The sequence below is a fragment of the Streptomyces sp. NPDC104371 genome (assembly GCF_055583785.1).
In genome coordinates, this window is record NZ_JBVJNF010000008.1 from 248,673 (window position 1) to 271,603 (window position 22,931).

A 22,931-nucleotide genomic window follows, 5' to 3' on the forward strand; every position below is an offset into this window, starting at 1 on the left:
CGGATCTCCAGGACCGTTCCGGCGCCACACACCTGCGGAGGAGCACGGTGAGCGAGCAGAAGCTGCGCGACTACCTCAATCGCGTCACCATCGACCTGCAGAACACCCGTCGGCAGTTGCGGGAGGCCGAGGCCAGGAACCGTGAGCCCATCGCCGTCGTCGGGATGAGCTGTCGCTTCCCCGGCGGGGTGCGCACCCCGGAGGATCTGTGGGAGCTGGTGTCCGCGGGCCGGGACACGGTGGGCGCCCTCCCCGCCGACCGGGGCTGGGACCTGGCCCGGCTGAGCGCGGGCAACGTCCCCTGCCAGGGCGCGTTCATCGACCGGGTCGGCGACTTCGACCCGGAGTTCTTCGCCATCTCCCCGCACGAGGCGCTGGCCATGGACCCGCAGCAGCGGCTGCTCCTGGAGACCGCCTGGGAGGCCATCGAACGGGCCGGGATCGACCCGGCCGCGCTGCGCGCCACGCCGACCGGGGTGTTCACGGCCGCGATCGACCAGGGCTACGCCCAACTCGCGGGCGGCGCACCGGAGATCGTGCGGGGCTTCCTGATGACCGGCAACTCGATGAGTGTGATGTCCGGCCGGGTGTCCTACAGCCTGGGTCTGGAGGGCCCGGCCGTCACCGTGGACACCGCCTGCTCCTCCTCGCTCGTCGCCCTGCACCAAGCGGTCCAGGCGCTGCGCAACCGGGAGTGCTCCCTGGCCCTGAGCGGCGGGGTCACCGTGATGTCCCAGCCCTCCGTGTTCACCGAGTTCAGCCGGCAGGGCGCGATGAGCCCCGACGGCCGGTGCAAGCCCTTCTCGGCCTCCGCCGACGGTACCGGCTGGGGCGAGGGCGTCGGCATGCTTCTGTTGGAGCGGCTGTCCGACGCCCGCCGCAACGGCCACCCGGTGCTGGCCGTGCTGCGTGGCTCTGCCGTCAACCAGGACGGCGCCAGTAACGGCCTGACCGCGCCCAACGGCCCCTCGCAGCAGCGGGTCATCCAGGCGGCCCTGGCCGACGCGGGTCTGTCCACGGCGGACGTCGACGTCGTGGAGGCCCATGGCACCGGCACCACGCTCGGCGACCCGATCGAGGCCGACGCGCTGCTGGCCACCTACGGCCGGGAACGGGACGCCGAACGGCCGCTGTGGCTGGGGTCGTTGAAGTCCAACATCGGACACACCCAGGCCGCGGCCGGTGTGGCCGGTGTGATCAAGATGGTGCTGGCGCTGCGTGCGGGCGTCCTGCCGCGCACCTTGCATGTGACCCGGCCGACGCCGCACGCCGACTGGGCGGCGGGCTCGGTGGAACTGCTCACCGAGGCCAGGGAGTGGCCGGACGCGGACCGACCGCGCCGGGCGGGCATCTCCTCGTTCGGCATGAGCGGGACCAACGCCCACGTCATCATCGAGCAGGACACCCTCGAAGCGCCGCCCCGACAGCCCGAGCCGTCCGAGCGGCCGGGCGCGGGCACCGACCCGGAACCGGCCGTTGTCCCGTGCGTGGTGTCCGGGCACACCGCCGCCGCCCTGCGGGAACAGGCCGCGCGGCTGAGCGCCCACCTGGCGGCGGACCCCTCCGTACGCCCTCTGGACCTCGCCCACGCGCTGGCCACCACCCGTACGGCGCTGGACCACCGTGCCGTGCTGATGGCCCGTGACCACTCCGAACTGGTCGCGTCCCTCGCTGCGTTGGGGCGCGACGAACCCGACCCCGGTACGGTGACCGGCGGCACGGAGCCCACCGTGGGCAAGACCGTGCTGGTCTTCCCCGGCCAGGGCGCCCAATGGCAGGGAATGGCCCGCGAACTGCTGGAGCAGGCACCGGAGTTCGCCCGGTCCATGGCCGACTGCGACCGGGCGCTGGCCGACTGGGTGGACTGGTCGCTGCTGTCCGTGGTGCGTGGGGAGCCGGGCGCACCCTCGCTGGAACGCGTGGACGTGGTGCAGCCCGCGCTGTTCGCGGTGATGGTGTCGCTGGCCGCGCTCTGGCGCTCCTGGGGCGTGGAGCCCGACGCCGTGGTCGGACACAGCCAGGGGGAGATCGCCGCCGCGGTGGTCGCGGAGGGACTCTCGCTCTCCGACGGGGCCAAGGTGGTGGCCCTGCGCAGCCGGGCCCTCGGCGCACTGGCCGGTCAGGGCGGCATGGTGTCACTGGCGCTGCCCCGCGAGGCGGTGGAGACGGAGATCGCCCCCTGGGGCGAGCGGCTGTCCGTCGCCGCGCTCAACGGCCCCGCCGCCGTGGTGGTCTCCGGTGAGCCGCAGGCGCTCAAGGAGCTGGTGGACCGCTGTGCCGAGCGCGGCATCCGGGCCAGGACCGTGCCCGTCGACTACGCCTCCCACTCGGCACAGGTCGAGCGGATCGAGACGGAACTGCTGACCGCCCTGGACGGCCTCACGCCCAGGACCGGCAGTGTCCCGGTGTTCTCCACGGTCACCGGCGACTGGCTGGACACCGCCACGATGGACGCCGCGTACTGGTACCGCAACCTGCGGCACACGGTGCGCTTCGACACCGCCGTAGGCGCCCTGGCCGAGCAGGGCCACGACGTGTTCGTCGAGGCATCGCCGCATCCGGTGCTCACCATGGCGGTCCAGGACAGCGCCGAGGCCGCGGGCGCCGAGGACGCCGTGGTCATCGGCACCCTGCGCCGCGACGAGGGCGGCCTGGACCGGGTGCTGACCGCCGCGGCCCACCTGTGGGTCCGGGGCGTACGGGTCGACTGGCGCGCGGTGTTCGACGGCTCCGGCGCCCGCCGGATCGACCTGCCGACCTACCCGTTCCAGCGTCGGCGCTTCTGGTTCGACGCGACCGGGGACACGGACGCCGTGGCCGCCGAGGACGGCGAGTTCTGGGACCTGGTGGAGCGGGGCGACGCGGCCGAGGCGGCCGGTGTCCTGGCCGTCGACCCGGAACCGCTCGCCCAAGTACTGCCCGCCCTCGACTCCTGGCGCCGACAGCGCCGACAGGCCTCGGTCCTTGACGCCTGGCGCTACCGCGTCCAGTGGCAGGCGGTCGCCGAACCACCGACGGTGACCCTGTCCGGCCGCTGGCTGGTCGCCCTGCCCGAGGAGCAGCACAGCAGTCCCCAAGTCACCAGCGTCATCGAGGCGTTGACCGAACTGGGCGCGGACGTCACCCCGATCGCGCTGACCGAAGCCGACACCGACCGGACCCGGTTGGCCGCCACCCTCGCCTCCCACCTGTCCGGCGACCTGTCCGGCGTGCTGTCCCTGCTGGCCCTGGCCGAGCGACCGCACCCCGCGCACCCGTCCCTGCCCACAGGCAGCGCGCTCACCCTCGCCCTCGTCCAGGCCCTGGGCGACCTCGGCAGCCGCGTCCCGCTCTGGTGCGCCACCACGGGCGCGGTGACCACCGGGGACACCGACCCGCTCACCGCCCCCCGGCAGGCACTCGTCTGGGGCACGGGCCTGGTGGCCGCCCTGGAACAGCCGCACCGCTGGGGCGGGTTGATCGATCTGCCCGTGGAGCTCGACGCCCCCGCCCGGCTGCGGCTGGGCGCGGCACTGTCCCGTACGGCGGGCTCCTCCGACGAGGACCAGCTCGCGGTCCGCCCGTCCGGCCTGTACGCGCGCCGCCTGGTACCCGCCCCGCGCACCGGCACCCCCGACCGGCCCTGGAAGCCCCGTGGCACCGTCCTGGTCACCGGCGGCACCGGCGCGGTCGGCCCGCACCTGGCCCGCTGGCTGGCCTGCGGCGGCGCCGAGCACCTCGTCCTGCCCGGCCGCCGTGGCGCGGACACCCCCGGTGCGGCCGAACTGACCGACGAGATCGAAGCACTTGGCGCCCGGCTCACCCTGGTGTCCTGCGATGTCACCGACCGCGACCAACTGGAGCGGCTGCTGGACGAGTTGGAGACGCAGGGCACCCCGGTGACCGCCGTGGTGCACGCCGCGGCCTTCATCGCCCTCGCCCCACTGGACACCATGCCCCTGGCGGCGTTCGAACAGATCGTCGCGGCCAAGGCGGCCGGCGCCCTGCACCTGGACGCCCTGCTCGACCGCGAACTGGACGCGTTCGTCCTGTTCTCCTCCATCGCCGGTCTCTGGGGCAGCGGCGCACACGGCGCCTACTCCGCGGCGAACGCCCTGTTGGACGCGGTGGCTCACCACCGACGCGGCCGAGGGCTACGGGCCACCACCATCGACTGGGGCGTCTGGCAGGCCGACAACCCCTGGCTGCGCCCGGACACCACGGACGACACCGGCGTCCTCACCCTGGAGGACCCCTTCAAGCTCGCCGAACAGGGCCTGCCGAGGATGGACCCCGAACTCACGGTGGCCGCCCTGCAACAGGTCCTCGACGACGACGAGACCGCGGTGTGTGTGGCCGACGTCGACTGGGAGCGGTTCGCCCCCGTCTTCACCTCCGCCCGGCCCAGCCCACTGATCTCCTCCGTACCGCAAGCGCGTCAGGCGCTGGAACAGACCGACACCGCACCGCCGGATTCGACCCACGCGGCCTCCCAACTGCGCGACAGCCTCGCCGGGTTGCCGTCGGCCCAGCAGACCCGCCTGATACTTGACCTGGTCACCCGGCACGCCGCGGCGGTACTGGGCCATGACTCGCCCGAGGCCATCCGCCCCGGCAAGGCCTTCCAGGAACTCGGCTTCGCGTCACTGACCGCGGTGGAACTGCGCAACCGGCTCAACACCGCCACCGGACTCCGGCTGCCCTCCACCCTGATCTTCGACTACCCCTCCGCCCACGTACTCGCCGAGCACATCCGCACCCAACTCCTCGGCCACACCGAGGAAGTCGCCACCACACCACCCCCCGCCCAGGTTGCCGACACCGGCGAACCCATCGCCGTCGTGGCCATGGCCTGCCGCTTCCCCGGCAGCATCAGCACGCCCGAACACCTGTGGCGGCTGCTCGTCGAACGCGGCGACGTGGTCTCGGACTTCCCCACGGACCGGGGCTGGGACCTGGAGACGCTCTACGACCCGGACCCCGACCGGCCCGGTACCGTGACCACCCGAGGCGGCGGCTTCCTGCACAACGCGGGCGAGTTCGACGCCGACTTCTTCGGCATCTCACCGCGCGAAGCGATGGCGATGGACCCGCAGCAGCGGCTGCTCCTCGAAACCACCTGGGAGGCCCTGGAACGGGCCGGACTCGACCCGGAGGCGCTGCGCGGCAGCCGGACCGGGGTGTTCACCGGAGTCAACTACGGGGACTACGCCTCGGCGGTGGCCGGATCGGCGGAGGCCGAGGGCCATCTGCTCACCGGCAGCGCCCCCAGCGTGGTCTCCGGCCGGGTCGCCTACACCCTGGGCCTCGAAGGCCCCGCCGTCACCGTGGACACCGCCTGCTCCTCCTCACTGGTCGCCCTGCACCTGGCCGCCCAGGCGCTCCGGGCCGGGGACTGCTCGCTCGCGCTGGCCGGCGGCGTCGCGGTGATGTCCACCCCCGGCTCCCTCGTCAGCTTCTCCCGACAGCGCGGGCTGGCCGCCGACGGGCGCTGCAAGACGTTCGCCGAGGCCGCCGACGGCATGGGCATGGGCGAGGGCGTCGGCGTGCTCCTCGTCGAACGGCTCGCGGACGCCCAGCGCCACGGCCACCCGGTGCTGGCCGTGATCCGAGGCTCGGCCATCAACCAGGACGGCGCCAGCAACGGCCTGTCCGCCCCCAACGGCCCCGCCCAACAGCGGGTCATCCGCGCCGCGTTGGCCAACTCCGGGCTGTCGGCCGCTGACGTGGACGTGGTCGAGGCCCATGGCACCGGCACCACCCTCGGCGACCCCATCGAGGCCCAGGCGCTGCTGGCCACCTACGGTCAGGACCGGCCCGCGGAGCGACCGCTGCTGATCGGCTCCCTGAAGTCCAACATCGGCCACACGCAAGCCACTTCGGGCGTAGCCGGAATGATGAAGATGGTGCTGGCCCTGCGCCACCGGCAGGTACCGCCGACCCTGCACGTCGACCGGCCCACCACCCATGTCGACTGGACCCAGGGCGCGGTGGCGGTCAACACCGACCTGGTGCCCTGGCCGGAGGGCGGACACCCGCCCCGCGCCGGGGTGTCCTCCTTCGGACTGAGCGGCACCAACGTCCATGTGATCCTGGAACAAGCCCCCGAGCCGGAGCCCGCGAGGCGTCCGGTGACGTCCGGGCCGCGGCCCGCGCTGCCCTGGCCGCTGTCCGCCAGGACCGCACCGGCACTGCGCGACCAGGCCGGGCGCCTCCGGACACACCTGACCACGGACCACGGCGCGGACCCGGCGGACATCGCCCTGTCCCTGACCGGCCGCACCGCCTTCGAGCACCGCACGGTCATCGTCACCGACCCGACCCGCCTCCCCGCCGAACTGGACCAGGCCACGGCCGGAGTCCCGACCTCCCACTCGATCACGGGCATCGCTGTGGGGGATGCGCGGACGGTGTTCGTGTTCCCTGGACAGGGGTCGCAGTGGGTAGGTATGGCGCGGGAGTTGCTGGAGTCCTCGGAGGTGTTCCGGGAGCGGATGGGGGAGTGCGCCGATGCGCTCGCGCCTCACGTGGACTGGTCGTTGCTGGATGTGGTGCGCGGTGATCCCGGAGATCTGGATCTGGACCGGGTAGATGTGGTGCAGCCGGTTCTGTTCGCGGTGATGGTGTCGCTGGCGCAGGTGTGGCGGTCGTTCGGTGTGGTGCCGGATGCGGTGGTGGGGCATAGCCAGGGTGAGATCGCGGCTGCTGTGGTGGCGGGTGGTCTGTCGCTGGAGGACGGCGCGCGTGTGGTGGCTCTGCGGTCCCAGGTGCTGGGTGCTCTTGCGGGCCATGGGGGCATGGTGTCGGTGGCCTTGCCTGTCAACGAAGTGCACCTGACGGCTGGCCTCTCGGTCGCCGCTATCAACGGCCCGTCCTCCGTGGTGGTCTCCGGTGACACCGAGTCGCTCGATGAGTTGATGGCGTGGTGCGCGTCGGAGGGTGTGCGTGCGCGCCGGATCCCGGTCGACTACGCCTCCCACGGCCCCCAAGTAGAGCGGATCCAGGTGGAGTTGGCGCAGGCGTTGGCGGACGTGGCGCCGCGCACGGCCGAGGTGCCGTTCTACTCGACGGTGACCGGCGGGCTACTGGACACCGCCGGTCTGCACGGTGACTACTGGTACCGCAACCTCCGGCAGACGGTGGAGTTCGAGCAGGCCACCCGCGCTCTACTGGCCGACGGCTACCGGGTGTTCATCGAGTCCAGCCCGCACCCCGTACTCACGATGGCGGTAGGGGAGACCGAGGCGGACGCGGTGGCGGTGGGCACGTTGCGCCGCGGTGACGGGGGTATGGAGCGCTTCCTGCTGTCCCTGGGCGAGGCATGGACCCACGGCGTGAACGTCGACTGGGCCCCCGCCTTCGAAGGCACCGACGCCCGTCGCGTCGAGCTGCCCACCTACCCCTTCCAGCACCAGCGCTACTGGATGGACGCGCCCACCACCAGCGGGGATGTGTCGTCCGCGGGTCTTGGCACGACCGGGCATCCGTTGCTCGGGGCGGCGGTGGAGGTCGCCGACACGGGCGAACTGCTGCTCACCGGCCGCCTGTCGGTGCGTACCCACCCCTGGCTGGCCGAACACGCCGTCGGAGACGTGATCCTGCTGCCCGGCACGGGCTTCGTGGAGCTGGCGTTGCGGGCGGCGGACGAGGCCGGGTGCGCCGCCGTCGAGGAACTCACCCTCCAGGCACCCCTCGTCCTACCCAAGTCCGGTGCTGTGCAGGTCCAGTTGCGCGTCGGGGCTCCGGACGACGCGGGCCGCCGCGCTCTCGACGTGTTCTCCCGGCTCCAGGACGCCACCGACCCGAGCTGGACCGCTCACGCCACGGGTGTGCTGGTCACGGACGACACCGAGCCGGAGCCGCCCGCGCACGACGGCGCCTGGCCGCCTGCCGGTGCGGAACCGATCGGCGTAGCGGACCTCTACGACCGCTTCGCCGCCGCCGGTTACGGCTATGGCCCGCTGTTCCAGGGCCTGTGCTCGGCCTGGCGGCGCGACGGCGAGGTCTTCACCGAGGTACGGCTGCCGCAGCAACGGTCCACGGACGCGGGTGCGTTCGGACTCCACCCCGCGCTGCTGGACGCCGCGTTGCAGGGGCTGTGGCTGGGCGGCTCGGACAGCGCCGGAACGGACCTGCCGCCGGGCACCGCCAGGCTGCCGTTCTCCTGGTCCGGGGTCACCCTCTACGCGTCGGGCGCCACCGCTCTGCGCGTGCGGCTCGCCTTCCACGCCGACGGCTCGGTGTCGCTCACCGCGGACGACCCGGCCGGTCGGCCGGTGGTCAAGGTCGACTCCCTGGTGGTCCGGCCGGTCACCCTGGACGCGCTGCGCGCCCCGGCTGATCCGGCCGCCGACTCCCTGTTCCGGGTGGAATGGACGGCTGTCCCCGCCGCCTCCCGGGCGCCCGACACCGAGCGGTGGGCCGAACTCGGCCCCGTCGGCCTGCTGCCCCGGTCCTACCCCGGCCTCGCCGAGCTGTCGGCAGCCGTGGCCGACGGCATGGCCGTACCCGAAGCGGTCGTGGTGACCGGCCACCCGGGCGGAGACGACGCACCGGCGGTGCACCGGGCGGTGGCCGAGGCGCTGCGGCTGTTGCAGGACTGGCTGGCCGACGACCGTTACGCCGACGCCCGGCTGGTGTTCGTCACCCAGGGCGCCGTCAGTACGACGGAGGACGAGACGGTCACCGACCTGGCGGGCGCGGCCGTCCGGGGGCTGATGCGTGCCGCCCAGTCCGAACACCCCGGCCGAATCGTCCTGTTGGACGCGGAACCCGCCGAGGACCCGGCCGCGCTCCGCGCCCTGCTGCCCGCCGTACTGGCCTCCGACGAGCCCCAACTCGCCGTACGCAAGGGCACCTTGCTGGCCGCCAGGCTGACCCGCGCGGTCGCCGCAGACGCCGTGCCTTCCACGCCGCTGGACCCGTCCGGCACCGTACTGATCACCGGGGCCACGGGCGTGCTGGGCCGACTGGTCGCCCGGCACCTGGCGGCCGAACACGGGGTACGGCGACTGCTGTTGGTGAGCCGCCGGGGAGACCAGGCCCCGCAGGCCAAGCAACTCGTCGATGAGTTGGCAGAGCTGGGGGCTGATGCGGAGATCGCCGCTTGTGACACCAGCGACCGGGACGCGCTGTCCGCTCTGTTGGCGCGGGTACCCGAGGAACATCCGCTCACCGCCGTGGTGCACGCCGCGGGAGTGCTGGACGACGCCACCGTCGAATCGCTGACCCCCGAGCAACTGGAGCGGGTACTGCGCCCCAAGGCCGACGCGGCGTGGCACCTGCATGAGCTGACCCGCGATCTGCCGCTGTCCGCCTTCGTTCTCTTCTCCTCGGCGTCCGCCACCATCGGGAACGCGGGCCAGGGCAACTACACCGCTGCCAACGCCTACTTGGACGCCTTGGCCCGCCGCCGCAGGGCCGACGGGCTCCCGGCTCAGTCGTTGGCCTGGGGGCTGTGGGAACAGCGCAGCGAGATGACCGGCTCCCTGGACGAGACCGACCGGCGGCGGATGACCCGCGGCGGTGTCGCGGCCCTCTCCGACCAGGAGGGACTGGCCCTGTTCGACGCCGCGCTGCGCTCGCCCGAGGCGCTGCTGGTCCCCGTACGGCTGGACCTCGCCCGGCTGCGGGCGGCCGACCCGGGCACCGTACCGCCCCTGCTCCGAGGCCTGGTGCGCACCGTCCGCCGTACCGCCTCCGGAGCCGACGTCGCCGAGGCCGATTCACTGCGGCGCAGGCTGGCCGCGCTGGGCGGCGACGAACGCCTCGACACGCTCGCCGAGTTGGTGCGCGCCAGGGTCGCCGATGTCCTCGGCCACACCGGCGCCGACGCCGTCGACCCCGAACGGCCCTTCAAGGACCTCGGGTTCGACTCGCTGACCTCGGTGGAACTGCGCAACCGGCTCGCCGCGACGGCCGGACTCCGGCTGCCCGCGACGCTGGTCTTCGACCACCCCACCCCGCTCGCGGTCGCCGCGTACCTCGACGGGCGGCTGCTGCCCTCGGCACCGGCCGCCGCACCGGCAGGCGCGCGGACGGCCCCGGCGGCGCGGGAGGAACAGGAACAGATCGACGCGATCAGGGAGATGGACGTGACCGACCTCGTGCGGATGGCGCTGGGCGGCGAGCGTGACTGACAACACCGCACCGGAAGAAGGGACGAGCATGCCCGCGGACCAAGTGGTCGAGGCGCTGCGCACCTCCTTGCTCGACAATCAGCGACTGCGCGCCGAGAACCGCCGGCTCACCGGACGGATGCGGGAGCCCGTGGCCATCGTGTCCATGGCCTGCCGCTACCCCGGCGGAGTGCGCTCCCCCGAAGAGCTGTGGGAGCTGCTGGTCAAGGAGCGGGACGCGGTCGGCGCCTTCCCCACCGACCGCGGCTGGGACGGCGAGGGCCTCTACCACGAGGACCCCGACGCACCCGGCTCCACCTACACCACCGAGGGCGGATTCCTCGACGGCGCCTGCGAGTTCGACGCCGCCTTCTTCGGGATCTCCCCGCGCGAGGCCCTGGCGATGGACCCCCAGCAGCGGCTGATCCTGGAGACCTCGTGGGAGGCCGTCGAGCGCGCGGGCATCGACCCGCTGTCGCTGCGCGGCAGCCGCACCGGGGTCTACACCGGCGTCCTCAACACCGACTACGGCTCCCGGCTCGGCCAAGTGCCCCAAGAACTCGAAGGGTTCCTGGGCACGGGCAGCATCCCCAGCGTGGTCTCCGGCCGGGTCGCCTACCTCCTGGGCCTGGAAGGACCCGCCGTCACCCTGGACACCGCCTGTTCGTCCTCGCTGGTCGCCATCCACCTGGCGTGCCAGGCGCTGCGCGCCGAGGACGCCGACCTGGCGCTGGCCGGCGGGGTCACCGTCATGTCCACCCCGGGCCTGTTCGTGGGCTTCAGCCGCCAGCGCGGACTGGCTCGTGACGGGCGGTGCAAGTCCTTCTCCGCCGACGCCGACGGCACCGGGTTCGGTGAGGGCGTCGGAGTGGTCGTGCTGGAGCGGCTCTCCGACGCCCGCCGCAACGGCCACCCGGTGCTGGCCGTGATCCGCGGCTCCGCCGTCAACCAGGACGGCGCCAGCAACGGCATGACCGCACCCAACGGACCGGCCCAACAACGCCTGATCGCCCAGGCGTTGGACAACGCCGACCTGACCGCAGCCGAGATCGACGCGCTGGAGGCCCATGGCACCGGCACCGTGCTGGGCGACCCCATCGAGGCCCAGGCGGTACTGGAGGTCTACGGCCGCCACCGGCCCGCGGACCGGCCGCTGTTGATGGGCTCGCTCAAGTCCAACCTCACCCACACCCAGGCAGCCGCCGGAGTGGGCGGCGTCATCAAGACCGTACTGGCCATGCGGCACGGGCTGTTGCCCCGATCGCTCCACCTCGACCGGCCCAGCACCCAGGTCGACTGGTCCGAGGGCGCGGTCCGCCTCCTCACCGCGGCGACCCCCTGGCCGCACACCGGCGAGCCGCGGCGGGCCGCGGTGTCCTCCTTCGGCGCCAGCGGCACCAACGCCCACCTCGTCCTGGAATCGGCCCCGGAACAGCCGCAGGCGGACACCCCCGACGAGGCCCCGGCCGGACCCGTCGCCTGGACCCTCTCGGCCAAGGGCGCCGCCGCCCTGCGCGGCCAAGCAGCCGCACTCCACGCCCGGTTGACCACCGACCCGGCGATCCGCCCCGCGGACATCAGCCGCTCGCTGGCCCTGGGCAGGTCCCGCTTCGCCGACCGCGCCGTCCTGGTCGGCGAGAACCCCACCGAGCTGCTCGCCGCCCTCGCCGCCCTCGCCCGAGGTGAGACGGCCGCCGACACCGCCGTGGGCACCGCCCCGCGCGGCGGGCGCAAGGCCGTGTTCGTCTTCCCCGGCCTGGGCGCCCAGTGGCCCGGCATGGCCGCCCAACTCCTCGACCACTGCGAGCCGTTCGCCCGGCGGATGGCCGACTGCGAACGCGCCCTGGCCGCGCATCTGGACTGGTCGCCGACCGCCGTCCTGCGCGGGGAGCCCGGCGCACCCTCGCTGGACTCCGTCGAAGTGCTCCAACCGGTCCTGTTCGCCGTCCTGGTGTCGCTGGCCGCCGTATGGCGCTCCTACGGTGTGGAGCCCGCCGCGGTGGTCGGGCACAGCCAGGGCGAGGTGGCCGCCGCCTGTGTGTCGGGGGCGCTGTCCCTGGAGGACGCGGCCCAAGTCGCGGCGGTGCGCGGTCGCGCGCTGGGCGCGGTCGGCGGCGAGGGCGCGATGGCCACCCTGATGCTCTCGCCGCAGGAGGTCACCGACCGACTGGCCGGACGTGAGGGCGAGTTGTCCATCGCCGCGGTCAACGGGCCGCGCGTGGTGGCGGTCGCGGGCGACGCCAAGGCGGTCGGCGCCCTCCTCGACGACCTCCGCGAAGAGGGCGTGATGGCCTGGCCGATGCCGGTGGACTACGCCTCGCACTCGGCCGGCGTCGACGCGGTACGCGACGACCTGATCGCGGGCCTCGCCGGGATCACCCCGCGTACCCCCGACGTCCCCTGGCTGTCGACCGTGGACGTCGACTGGGTCGGCCCCCACACCCTCACCCCCGAGTACTGGTACCGCAACCTACGGCAGGGCGTCCGGTTCGCCGACGCCGTACGGCAGTTGCTGGACGCGGGCCACCGGGCCTTCGTCGAGGTCAGCCCGCACCCCACCCTGGCCTACGGGATCCAGGACACCGCGGCGGACGCCGACGCCGACGACGTCGAGGTGCTCGGGACACTGCGCCGCGACGAGGGAGACCTGCGCCGACTGCTGCTGTCCCTGGGCGAGGCCCATGTGGCGGGCCTGCCCGTCGACTGGGCACGGGTCACCGAGCACTCCGGGGGCCGCCGGGTCCCCTTGCCGACGTATGCCTTCCAGCGGCAGCGCTACTGGCTCGACGCCCGCCCGCCCGGCGGCGACCCCGCCTCGGCCGGACAGCGCGACGGCGGGCACCCTCTGCTCGGTGCCGCGGTCGACCTGCCCGACTCGGGTGGCGTGGTGTTCACCGGGCGGCTGTCGGTCGCCGACCACCCCTGGCTGGCCGACCACGCCGTGGGCGGCACCGTCCTGCTCCCCGGCGTCGCCTACCTGGAGATGGCCGCCCACGTGGGACGCCGACTCGGCAGCGACATGATCGAGGAGCTGACCCTCGCCGCGCCCCTGACCCTGCCCGCCGAGCCCCGTGGCGCGACGCAACTCCGGCTCACCGTGGGACCGGCCGACGACGACGGCCGACGCACCGTGGAGTTCCACTCCCGCCCCCAGGACGCCGAACCCGGCGAACCCTGGACCCGGAACGCCGACGGCCTGCTCGCGACGGCCCCGGAACAGCCCGCGCCCGACCCGGCCCCCTGGCCACCGGCCGACGCGCGGGAGCTGGACCTCGACCGGCTCTACGACACCCTGGAGGACGGCGGCATCTTCTACGGCCCCGCCTTCCGAGGGCTGCGCCGCGCCTGGAGCCGCGACGCCGAGGTGTTCGCCGAAGTGACCCTGCCCGACGGCGTGTCCGACGGACGTCCGGACGCCTTCGCGGTGCACCCCGCACTGCTCGACGCGGCCGTGCAGACCGTCAGCCTGCAACGGGCGGGCCTCGAACAGAGCGGGCCCACGGACGGCGTACCGCTGCCGTTCTCCTGGCACCGGGTGACCATCGGCAGCGGAGCCGAACGCGCCCTGCGGGTCACCCTGCGGCCCGACGGACCCGACGCCCTCTCCCTGCGGATCAGCGACCCCGACGGCCGCCAGGTCGCCGCCATCGGATCGCTGGCCCTGCGCACCGCCTCCTTCGCGGCGCTGCGCACCCCCGCCCGCTCGCTGTACCGGGTGGAGTGGACACCGGCGCCGCAACCCAACGCCTCACTGCCCGGCGGCCGTTGGGCGCTGCTCGGCACACCCGACGCCCGACTGCTGCCGGAGGACTTCGGGACCGTACCCGAGGAAGCTCCCGCCGACGCGGTCCTGCTTCCCTGCCCACCGCGGGGAGCGGACGGACCGGAGACCGTGCACCGCACCGCCGCCGAGGTGCTCGACGCCCTGCACACATGGCTGGCCGAACCCGGCCGGGACACCACGCCGTTGGTGGTCCTGACCCGGGGAGCGGCCGACGCGTCCGGCGAACCGGTGGACCCGGCCGGTGCCGCCGTATGGGGTCTGCTGCGCTCGGCCCAACTCGAACACCCTGGCCGCTTCCTGCTGTTGGACACCGACGACGCACAGGCCACCGCCCGGCTCCTGCCCGCCGTACTGGCCTCCGGCGAACCGCAGTTGGCGATACGTGACGGAGCGCTGTACGCACCCCGGCTGGCCCGCGCCCACGCGGTCGCCCCGGAGACAGGCCCCTTCGACCCGGACGGCACGGTCCTGCTGACCGGCGGCGGAGGCACCCTCGCCGGAATCCTCGCCCGCCACCTCGTCACCCGGCACGGTGTACGGCACCTGGTACTGCTCGGGCGGCGCGGAGCCGACGGGCCGGGGATGCCCGAACTGGTCACGGAACTCACCACAGCGGGCGCCCAAGTCACCGTGCACGCCTGCGATGTGGCTGACCGTCAGGCGCTCGCGACGGTGCTCGCCGCCGTTCCCGAACGGCACCCGCTGCGCGCCGTCGTGCACACCGCGGGCGTCCTCGACGACGGCCTGCTGGAGGCGTTGACACCGCAGCGGCTGAGCGGCGTACTGCGCCCCAAGGTGGACGGCGCCTGGCATCTGCACGAGCTGACCCGGGACAGCGAACTGTCCGCCTTCGTCACCTTCTCCTCCGCCGCCGGTGTGTTCGGCAGCCCCGGCCAGTCCGCCTACGCGGCCGCCAACGCCTGCACCGACGCGCTGATGGCCGCCCGCCGCCGGGCGGGGCTGCCCGCCACCTCCCTGGCCTGGGGCCTGTGGGAGCAGCGCAGCGAACTGACCGCGGAACTCTCCGACACCGACCTGCGGCGCATGGCCCGCAGCGGAGTGCGCGGGCTGACCGCCGACGAGGGCACCGCACTGTTCGACGCGGCACTGGCCACCGGGGAGGCGGCGCTGGTGCCTGTCCACCTCGACCTCACCGCCTACCGCGACCAGCCGGTGCCCCACCTGCTGCGCTCCCTGGTGCGGCCCGCCGCCCGTACCCGGCCGACGACCACCGAAGGCGCACTGCGGGCCCGACTGGCCCAAGGCGACGCCGCCGAGCGGGCCCGGCTGCTGCTCGACCTGGTCCGCACCCAGGCCGCCGAGGTGCTCGGGCACACCGAGACCGACGCGATCGGTGCCGAAGACCCCTTCCTCTCGGTCGGGTTCGACTCGCTGACCGCCGTCGAACTGCGCAACCGGCTCGCCGACCGCACCGGACTGCGCCTGCGGCCCACCGTGGTCCTGGACAGCGGCACCCCGGCCCGTCTCGCCGAACTCCTGGGCGGACAACTGGAGTCGGCCCCGGCCGACGACGCGTCCCCGGCGCGGCACGCACCCGAGCCCGAGCCGCCCGCCGAGGACCCGGTCAGCATCCTGTTCCGTCAGGCCTTCGAGGCGGGCAGGATCGACGAGGGCCTGGCCCTGCTGAAGAACGCCGCCGCACTCCGCCCCGAGTTCCACACCGGCACCGGACTCCTGGCCGCCGGCACCGGACCGCGGCTGCTGCGCCTGTGCGAACAGGGGGGCAACGCGCCGGAGTTGGTGTGCTTCGGTTCCATCGTCGCCCTGGGCGGGGCCGTGCAGTACGCGCGCTTCGCCGCGCAGTTCCGGGGCCGCTACGGGGTCAGCGCCCTGGCCGCCCCGGGCTTCGCCGAAGGGGAGCCGGTGCCCGCCGACCTGTCCGCGCTCTTCGACTTCCAGGCCGAGACCCTGCTGCGCGAACTGGGCGACCGCCCGCTGGTGCTCATGGGCTCCTCCTCGGGCGGAACCGTGGCCCACGGGGTGGCGGCCACCCTGGAGCGGCGCGGCGTACGACCGGCCGCCGTGGTGCTGCTCGACACCTACCTCTCGGACAACAAGGGCATGACCCAGTTCAACGACACCCTCGTCGGCGGGATGTTCGCCCGCGAGAACAGGGGCGCGCCCATGGACGGAACCCGACTGACCGCGATGGGCCGCTACTTCCGGCTCCTGGACGACTGGCAGCCACCGGCCGTCCAGGCCCCCGTCCTGCTCGTCCGCGCCTCCACCCCCCTGGGTGAACCCGCCCCGGACGCCCCCGACTGGCGCGCCACCTGGCCCACGGCACAGCAGGTGGTGGATGTGCCCGGAGACCACTTCTCCCTCATGGAGCAGCACGTGGCCACCACCGGGCAAGCGGTCTCCGGCTGGCTGGAGACCGTCCTCGGCCGCCGTTCCGCCGCCGACCCCAACTCGCCTTCCACAGACCAGTGATGAATGAGCGACTTACACATGAGGAGCGCCGCATGACCACAGGTGCGCACCGGCTTGCCGTGCTGGGAGCCGGAGTGATGGGGGTGGGGATCACCGCCCTGGCCCTCGCGCAGGGCCTGCCCGTTCTGCTGATCGACGTCTACGGCGCCCAGCTCGACCGGGCCCGCAGCAAGATCGACAACGAGCTGCGGATGGCCCAACTGATGGGCAGGATCCCGGCCGAGCGGATCCTCGGCGAGCTGGTGACCGCGACCTCGCCCGAGGGCGTGGCCGAGGCCACCGTCGTCATCGAGGCCATCACGGAGAACACCGAGCTGAAGGCCAAGGCCCTGGCCGACGTCTCGGCACGGGTGGCCCCCGGCACCCCGCTGATCACCAACACCTCGTCCATCCCCGTCGACGAGCTGGCCGAGTTCGTCGACCGACCGGCGGACCTGGTCGGCACCCACTTCATGAACCCCCCGTATCTGATCCGCACGGTCGAGGTCATCCGGGGCAGCGGGACCGGCGAGGAGACCATGAGCCGGATCGGCTCGCTGCTCACCGCGCTCGACCGGCAGCCCGTGGTGGTCCGAGACGCCCCCGGCTTCGTCACCAGCCGCGTACTGCACCCGATGATCAACGACGCGGTCCGGGTGGTACAGGAAGGCACCGCCAGTGTGGAGGCGGTCGACGCCCTCATGGAGGGCTGCCTGGGACACCCCACCGGACCGCTGCGCACCGCCGACCTCATCGGCATCGACAACCTGGCCGACTCGCTCCAGGTGCTCTACGAGCGCACCGGTGACGAGGGCTGCCGCCCCTGCGAGCTGCTGCTGGACAAGGTCCGGCGCGGCGAACTCGGCCGCAAGACCGGCCGGGGCTTCTACGACTACCAGGAGGAGAACTGATGGACGCCACCCACCGCACCACGGCCCCGGACGCCGACGCCGTGGCGAAGGAGGTGCTGCGCTTCCTGGAGACGAAGACCAAGCGTTCCTGGGAGCCGGAGCAGGACCTGTTCGCCTCCGGCGGCCTGTCCTCGCTGTTCGCCATGGAGCTGGTCGTGCACCTGGAGAAGTCCTTCGGCGTGGCCATCCGCGGCGCCGACCTCAGGCTCGACAACTTCCGTACCGTACAGGCGATGACGGCCCTGGTGCTCCGCCTCACGGACGCGGCCACCGGGAGCGGCGGTGAGTGAGGCGACCGAGCAGGCGCTGGAATCCGTCACCGGGCTCATCGACGGCCAGGCCGACGACTGGGACCGGGCGGGCCTGCTGCCGGTGGACCTGCTGCGCAAGCTGGGCGCCGACGGCAGGCTGTGCGCCCAGGTCCCCGCCGAGTACGGCGGCCGGGGACTGAGCAGTCTGGAGAACGGCGAGTTCACCGCCGGGGTCGGCAGCCTGTGCAGCTCCGTGCGGAGCGTGATGACCTCCCAGGGCATGGCCGCCTGGACCATCGAACGGCTGGGCACCGCCGAGCAGCGCGCGGCCTGGCTGCCCCGGCTGACCGGCGGTGAACTGGCGGCCGCGGGCTTCAGCGAGCCGGGCGCGGGCAGCGACCTGTCCGCGATCGCCACCAGCATCCGCCGCGACGGCGACTCGGTCGTCATCGACGGGCGGAAGGTCTGGGTGACCGCCGCCCACTACGCCGACCTGCTCGTGGTGTTCGGCAGGTACGAGGACGGGGCCGCCGCCGTGGTGGTCCCCAGCGACGCCCCCGGGGTGCGCGTCGAGCGGGTCGCCGATCCGCTGGGCTGCCGGGCCGCGGGGCACGCCAACATCACCCTGGACTCCGTACGGCTGCCTGCCGACGCCGTCCTCGGCGGTGTCGGCCTGTCGCTGCCGCTGCTGGTGACCACGGCCCTGGCCTACGGACGGATCTCGGTGGCCTGGGGCTGCGTGGGCATCCTGCGCGGCTGCCGGACCGCCGCAGCCCGACACGCCACCACCCGCGAGCAGTTCGGCAAGCCGCTGGCGGAGCACCAGTTGGTCGCCCGCCACCTCGCCGAGCTGCTGGTGGCCGAGCAGCTCGCCACCCGGGTGTCCGAACACGCCAGCCGGTGCTGGGACAGCGGCTCGCCCGAGCAGGTCATGGCGACCGTCCTGGCCAAGCACGTCAGCGCCGACCAGGCGACACGCGGCGCCGAAACGGCACTCCAGGTACTCGCCTCGGCCGGGGCCCGGGACGGGCACCTGGTGGCGCGCGCCTACCGGGACGCCAAGCTGATGAAGATCATCGAAGGCAGCCATGAGATGTGCCAGTTGATGCTGGCCGAGCACGCGGTGAACGGATCGATATGACAGTGACCGTCAAGTGCCTGGTCTGGGACCTGGACAACACCCTGTGGCAGGGCACCCTGTCGGAGGACGCCGAGGTCCGGCTCAGCGACGAGGTACGCCAGGTGGTGACCGAGCTGGACGCGCGGGGCATCCTGCAGGCCGTCTCCAGCAAGAACGACCACGACTTGGCCTGGGCCCGGCTGGAAGAACTCGGCATCGCCGACTACTTCATCCTTCCGCACATCAACTGGGGCCCGAAATCGGACGCGGTGCGCGCCATCGCCGAGCGGTTGAACTTCGCCCGGTCCGCCATCGCCTTCATCGACGACCGGCCCGCCGAGCGCGCCGAGGTCGCCCACCATCTGCCGGAGGTCCGCTGCTACCCGGCCGAGGACGTGTCCGGCCTGCTCTCCCGGCCGGAATTCACCCCGGCTGTACGGACCGTGGACTCCCGCCGCCGCCGCGAGATGTACCAGGCGAGCTTCCGGCGTGAAGCCGAACGGGCCCGGTCCGACGGCCCGGACGAGGAGTTCCTGCGCACGCTGGAACTGGAGATGGGCATCGGCCGCGCCACCGAGGAGGAACTCGCCCGGGTCGAGGAACTGACCCTGCGCACCAGCCAGATGAACGCCACCGGGGTGCCCTACTCCGACGCCGAACTGCGCGACCTGCTCGACGACCCGCGGCATGAGGTCCTGGTCGTCACCATGGCCGACCGGTTCGGCCCGCACGGTGCCGTGGGCGTCCTGCTGCTGGAGCGCCACCCCGACCTGTGGCACCTCAAGCTGCTGGCCACCTCCTGCCGGGTGGTGTCCTACGGGGCCGGTGCGACCCTCCTCAACTGGCTGGTGGACGAGGCCCATCGGGCAGGAGTCCACTTGGTCGCCGACTTCCGGCCCACCGACCGCAACCGCATGATGGAGGTCGCCTACCGCTTCGCGGGCTTCGACGACCAGTCGTGCGACTGCCGGGCGACCGTCCCGGCGGCGGACACGGAGGGCCTGCAACGCCTCCATCTGGAGCCCACGGCCAGGGAGTTGCCCACCACCCTGCGCCTGACCGCCCCGGACCTCGCCAAGGCGGCCCTCTGACCGAGGCGAGAGCCGCCGACAACGCATACCGGCCGGCACCCTGTTGGGGTGCCGGCCGGTGTGTTGATGTGCGCTCAGCCGTCGGCGGGAGTCCGGCCGAATCGCTCGGCACCGAAGTAGCCGTGGCGCATCCGGAACCTCATGGGATCGGTGCCGACGGCTTGGACGTGCTCGATCACCATCGACCTCACCGGCTCGGGCAACTCCTTGCCGTGCGCCGTGATCCACTCGTGGGAGCTGAACAGCTCGGCCGCGCCGTCGAGTTGGGCCGGGCTCGGCGGGCGGGTGGCGAGTGCGGTGAGGACGAGGTCGTGTTGTTCGGTGAGCAACTGCTGCTGAATTGCCAGGTCGTACCACTTCAGGCCGCCGGTGGACTCCCTGGCGGGAACCCCGGCCCAGGCCAGCAGCACGCGGATCCGATCGATCCCGTCGGGACAGCGCTCTTGGACGAGCGCGGCGAGCCGGGCCTCGGCGTCGCGAAGCCGATCCGACGAGGCCTTCGGGTCATGCCGCGACGGGTCGGAGACAGCCATGGCCGCGTCGCGCAGCCCGGCGGGCGCGGCCTGGAGCCAGCGCAGCCGACGCCGGTCCGCCTCGGCCTCCTGTGCGGCCAGCATCGCCTGAACCTCCCGAGAGCGGGTCAGCCCCCGCTCCGCCAGCCACTCGGTGAGTGCCGGACCGTCGCGCAGGTCGGCATCGCAGTCACCGACCCCTCGAAGACCGGACTGATGGTGCAACGTCCAGCAGGCGAGCAGCCCGCCGTTGACATCGTGCACCACGATCGTCGGCCAGCCCTTGCAGCGGCATCGGTCGCCGGTACCACCGTCCACAAGAGCCAGCAGCCGGGCCAACTCCGCGATCTCCGCACCGGTCACCACGATCCGCGCCACGTCGGCGGAGTCCACCTCGTCAGGAGACCCCTCGGCGATCACGACGCGCCCGGCCCGGTTCAGTACCTCGCGCACGCGCGCTGTGGTCGGAGCGCCCTCATCCATGCCCGTCGTTCCCTCGCGTATCACGTCCGCGAGGATATAGAGGGGGACGAATCCGTCGGTGCGCACGCGGCAAGCCGCGACCGGCCTCTACGATGCCCCGATGCGCGAGCCCGCGGAAGAGCCGTACTGGAACACCAACGTCGCCCGGCACCCGGGCATCCTCCGGGCTGTTCCCGAGGGGTGCGGCGATGCCCTGGACGTCGGGTGCGGGGACGGGCTGCTGGCCCGGAAGCTCGCCGGGCGGGCGAAGCACGTCACCGGGATCGACAAGTCGCCCGAGATGATCGCCCGCGCCCGCGAGTCCGCTGCCGATAGACCACAACTCACCTTCGTCGAGGGCGACTTCCTCACCGTCGAACTTCCCCGCGCGGAGTACGACTTCGTCTGCTCGGTGACCACGATCCATCACATGGACTTCCAGGCGGCGCTCGTCCGCATGCGCGAACTGCTGCGGCCCGGCGGCACGTTGGTGGTGGTCGGTCTTGCTCGCGAGGCGAGCCCGGCGGAGTGGGCGGCGTGGCTCGCGGCTGCCCCGATCGTGCGGATCACGAAGGCACTGCGTCACGCGCGGAGCCCGCAGGGCATGCCGGTCGTCGACCCGCAGATGAGCTACGGGCAAGTGCGCGCCGCTGCCCGTCGGTTGCTGCCTGGCGTGCGCTACCGACGGCATGTGCTGTGCCGGTACTCGCTGACCTGGGAGAAGCCGGTCTGATCAGTCCTTCTCGGGCACGGCGAACGTGGTGAGCACCGCCGCGTGGTCCGACGGCCAGTCGTTGTCGGCGACATCGGGCCAGGGGCTCGGGGTGCCGGTGACGACGGTGCGGGAGTCGAGCACCGTGAGGCCTCGGTGCAGGATGTAGTCGATCCGGTCCTGTGGCTCGTCGCGCCCGCTGCCGTCCTCGTGCACGGGGTGGATCGGCGACCAGGTGTGGCCGGGGTGCCGCACCGGGTCCGGGTGGGCCTCGCGGTAGGAATCGCGCAGCCCCGCCTCCTCGGCGGCCATCGTCACCGGCCAGGCGACATCCTCCCGGTCGAGGTGCGAGGGGCAGTTGAAGTCGCCCACGAGCACGACCGGAACACTGTCCTCACACGCCTCGTCCATGCGCCGCAGGGCATCCCGCATCTGCGCGAGCCGCACCTCCTCATGGGCGATCAGCTCGTGCGCCGGGAGCCCGTCGAAGAGGGATTCGTAGGGCCCGTACGGCGTGTAGTGCAGATGGGCCGTCCAGACGTCGACCTCGCGCCCCCGGCCGATGCGGACCCGTACGCCCGCGGCGCCGTAGAAGCCGACCCGGGGATCCCCGAAGCGGGCCGTGATCGGGTACCGGCTGATGACACCGAGGTTCTCGCCCGCCCGGTGGTGGTACCAGCCGAGCGCCTCGGCCAGCTCCTGAGCCGCGGTACTGCCCGTCTCCTGCACGCCCACCACGTCGGCGCCGGTCTCCGTGATGACCTCGATCTGCTTGGCCCGGTGGTCGTCGACCTTGCTGCCGCCGAGCCACAGGTTCCAACTCATCACCCGCAGCTCGCCGTTCACCATGGACCGCAGCCGCTCGGGTGTGACCCGCTCCAGACTGTCCAGGACCGTGCGCCCGGGTGCCGCCTCGATCGGCGCGAGCGACGGTACGGCGAGCACCACACAGCCTGCCGACTCGGCGGAGGCGACGCCGGTCGGCGTGTCCTCGACGGCCACACAGCGGGCGGGGTCCACGCCGAGCGCGTGGCACGCGGCGAGGTACGGGTCGGCCGCGGGCTTGGTGCGCGCGGTGTCGTCGGCGGTGACGGAGGCCGCGAAGCGACCGGCGCCCAGCGCCTCGATGACGGTGTCGGCGACGGCCCGGGGGGAGGCGGTCACCAGCGCGACCGGGACGCCGTCGCGGGCGAGGGCATCGAGCAGGTCCATGGCCCCGGGGCGGGGCACGACGCTGTCGCGGACACCGTCCGTGAACTCCCGGTGCAGCTCGGCGGCGACGTCCGCGGCCTGGGCACCGGTGAGCCCGGCCAGCCAGTCGGCCGTGTGTTCGACGGGGCGGCCGAGCACCTCCGGCTGGTCGCTCTCGCCCAGCGTCCGGCCGAGCGCCGCCGCGATCCGTTCCACCGCGTCCCACCACAGCCGCTCGGTGTCGACGAGCGTGCCGTCCATGTCGAACAGGACAGCCTGGAGCGGGAGTCGAGTCACGGTTCTCTCATTCCTTGTGCGGGGGTTCATACAGAGGTGCCCGGCGACTGCGGGCACGGACAGGTTCATG

General features: G+C 73.1%; 9 protein-coding genes. 7 read left to right on the top strand and 2 right to left on the bottom strand.

The features are described from left to right. Nucleotides 1–32: 32 nt before the first annotated feature. From ACZ60T_RS24820 to ACZ60T_RS24845, 6 genes are read left to right on the top strand one after another with little or no spacing between them, the layout of a single operon-like run. Entirely contained in the window at nt 33–10,118 is a 10,086-nt protein-coding gene (locus tag ACZ60T_RS24820; RefSeq protein ID WP_469667959.1) for a type I polyketide synthase, read from the top strand. Nucleotides 10,119–10,146: 28 nt separating this feature from the next. Then, the gene (locus tag ACZ60T_RS24825; RefSeq protein WP_469667893.1) at nt 10,147–16,335 is read left to right on the top strand and encodes a type I polyketide synthase; all 6,189 of its coding nucleotides are present in this window, start codon (nt 10,147–10,149) and stop codon (nt 16,333–16,335) included. 32 nt (nt 16,336–16,367) lie between these two features. After that, nucleotides 16,368–17,225 carry a 3-hydroxyacyl-CoA dehydrogenase family protein gene (locus ACZ60T_RS24830; RefSeq protein WP_469667894.1) on the top strand — a complete coding sequence of 286 codons (858 nt, stop codon included), beginning with the start codon at nt 16,368–16,370 and terminating at the stop codon, nt 17,223–17,225. Further along, a complete protein-coding gene (locus tag ACZ60T_RS24835; RefSeq protein ID WP_469667895.1) occupies nt 17,225–17,515 on the top strand; it encodes an acyl carrier protein in 291 nt (96 codons plus the stop codon). The genes ACZ60T_RS24830 and ACZ60T_RS24835 overlap by 1 nt, the downstream gene beginning before the upstream one ends. Further along, the gene (locus tag ACZ60T_RS24840) at nt 17,508–18,617 is read left to right on the top strand and encodes an acyl-CoA dehydrogenase family protein (RefSeq protein ID WP_469667896.1); all 1,110 of its coding nucleotides are present in this window, start codon (nt 17,508–17,510) and stop codon (nt 18,615–18,617) included. Before ACZ60T_RS24835 ends, ACZ60T_RS24840 begins: the two co-directional genes overlap by 8 nt. Continuing rightward, nucleotides 18,614–19,687, top strand: coding sequence for an HAD-IIIC family phosphatase (locus ACZ60T_RS24845; RefSeq protein ID WP_469667897.1), 1,074 nt, complete (start codon nt 18,614–18,616; stop codon nt 19,685–19,687). The genes ACZ60T_RS24840 and ACZ60T_RS24845 overlap by 4 nt, the downstream gene beginning before the upstream one ends. Nucleotides 19,688–19,761: 74 nt before the next feature. Here the strand turns inward: ACZ60T_RS24845 and ACZ60T_RS24850 are convergent, their stop codons facing one another. Then, nucleotides 19,762–20,706 carry a hypothetical protein gene (locus ACZ60T_RS24850; RefSeq protein ID WP_469667898.1) on the bottom strand — a complete coding sequence of 315 codons (945 nt, stop codon included), beginning with the start codon at nt 20,704–20,706 and terminating at the stop codon, nt 19,762–19,764. 76 nt (nt 20,707–20,782) lie between these two features. On the opposite strand from ACZ60T_RS24850, the gene ACZ60T_RS24855 reads away from it, so the two are divergent. Further along, entirely contained in the window at nt 20,783–21,394 is a 612-nt protein-coding gene (locus tag ACZ60T_RS24855) for a class I SAM-dependent methyltransferase (protein WP_469667899.1), read from the top strand. Here ACZ60T_RS24855 and ACZ60T_RS24860 read toward each other — a convergent pair whose 3' ends face one another. Beyond that, nucleotides 21,395–22,861: an HAD-IA family hydrolase gene (locus ACZ60T_RS24860; RefSeq protein ID WP_469667900.1), complete on the bottom strand. Its 1,467-nt coding sequence runs from the start codon at nt 22,859–22,861 to the stop codon at nt 21,395–21,397. Nucleotides 22,862–22,931 lie beyond the last annotated feature (70 nt).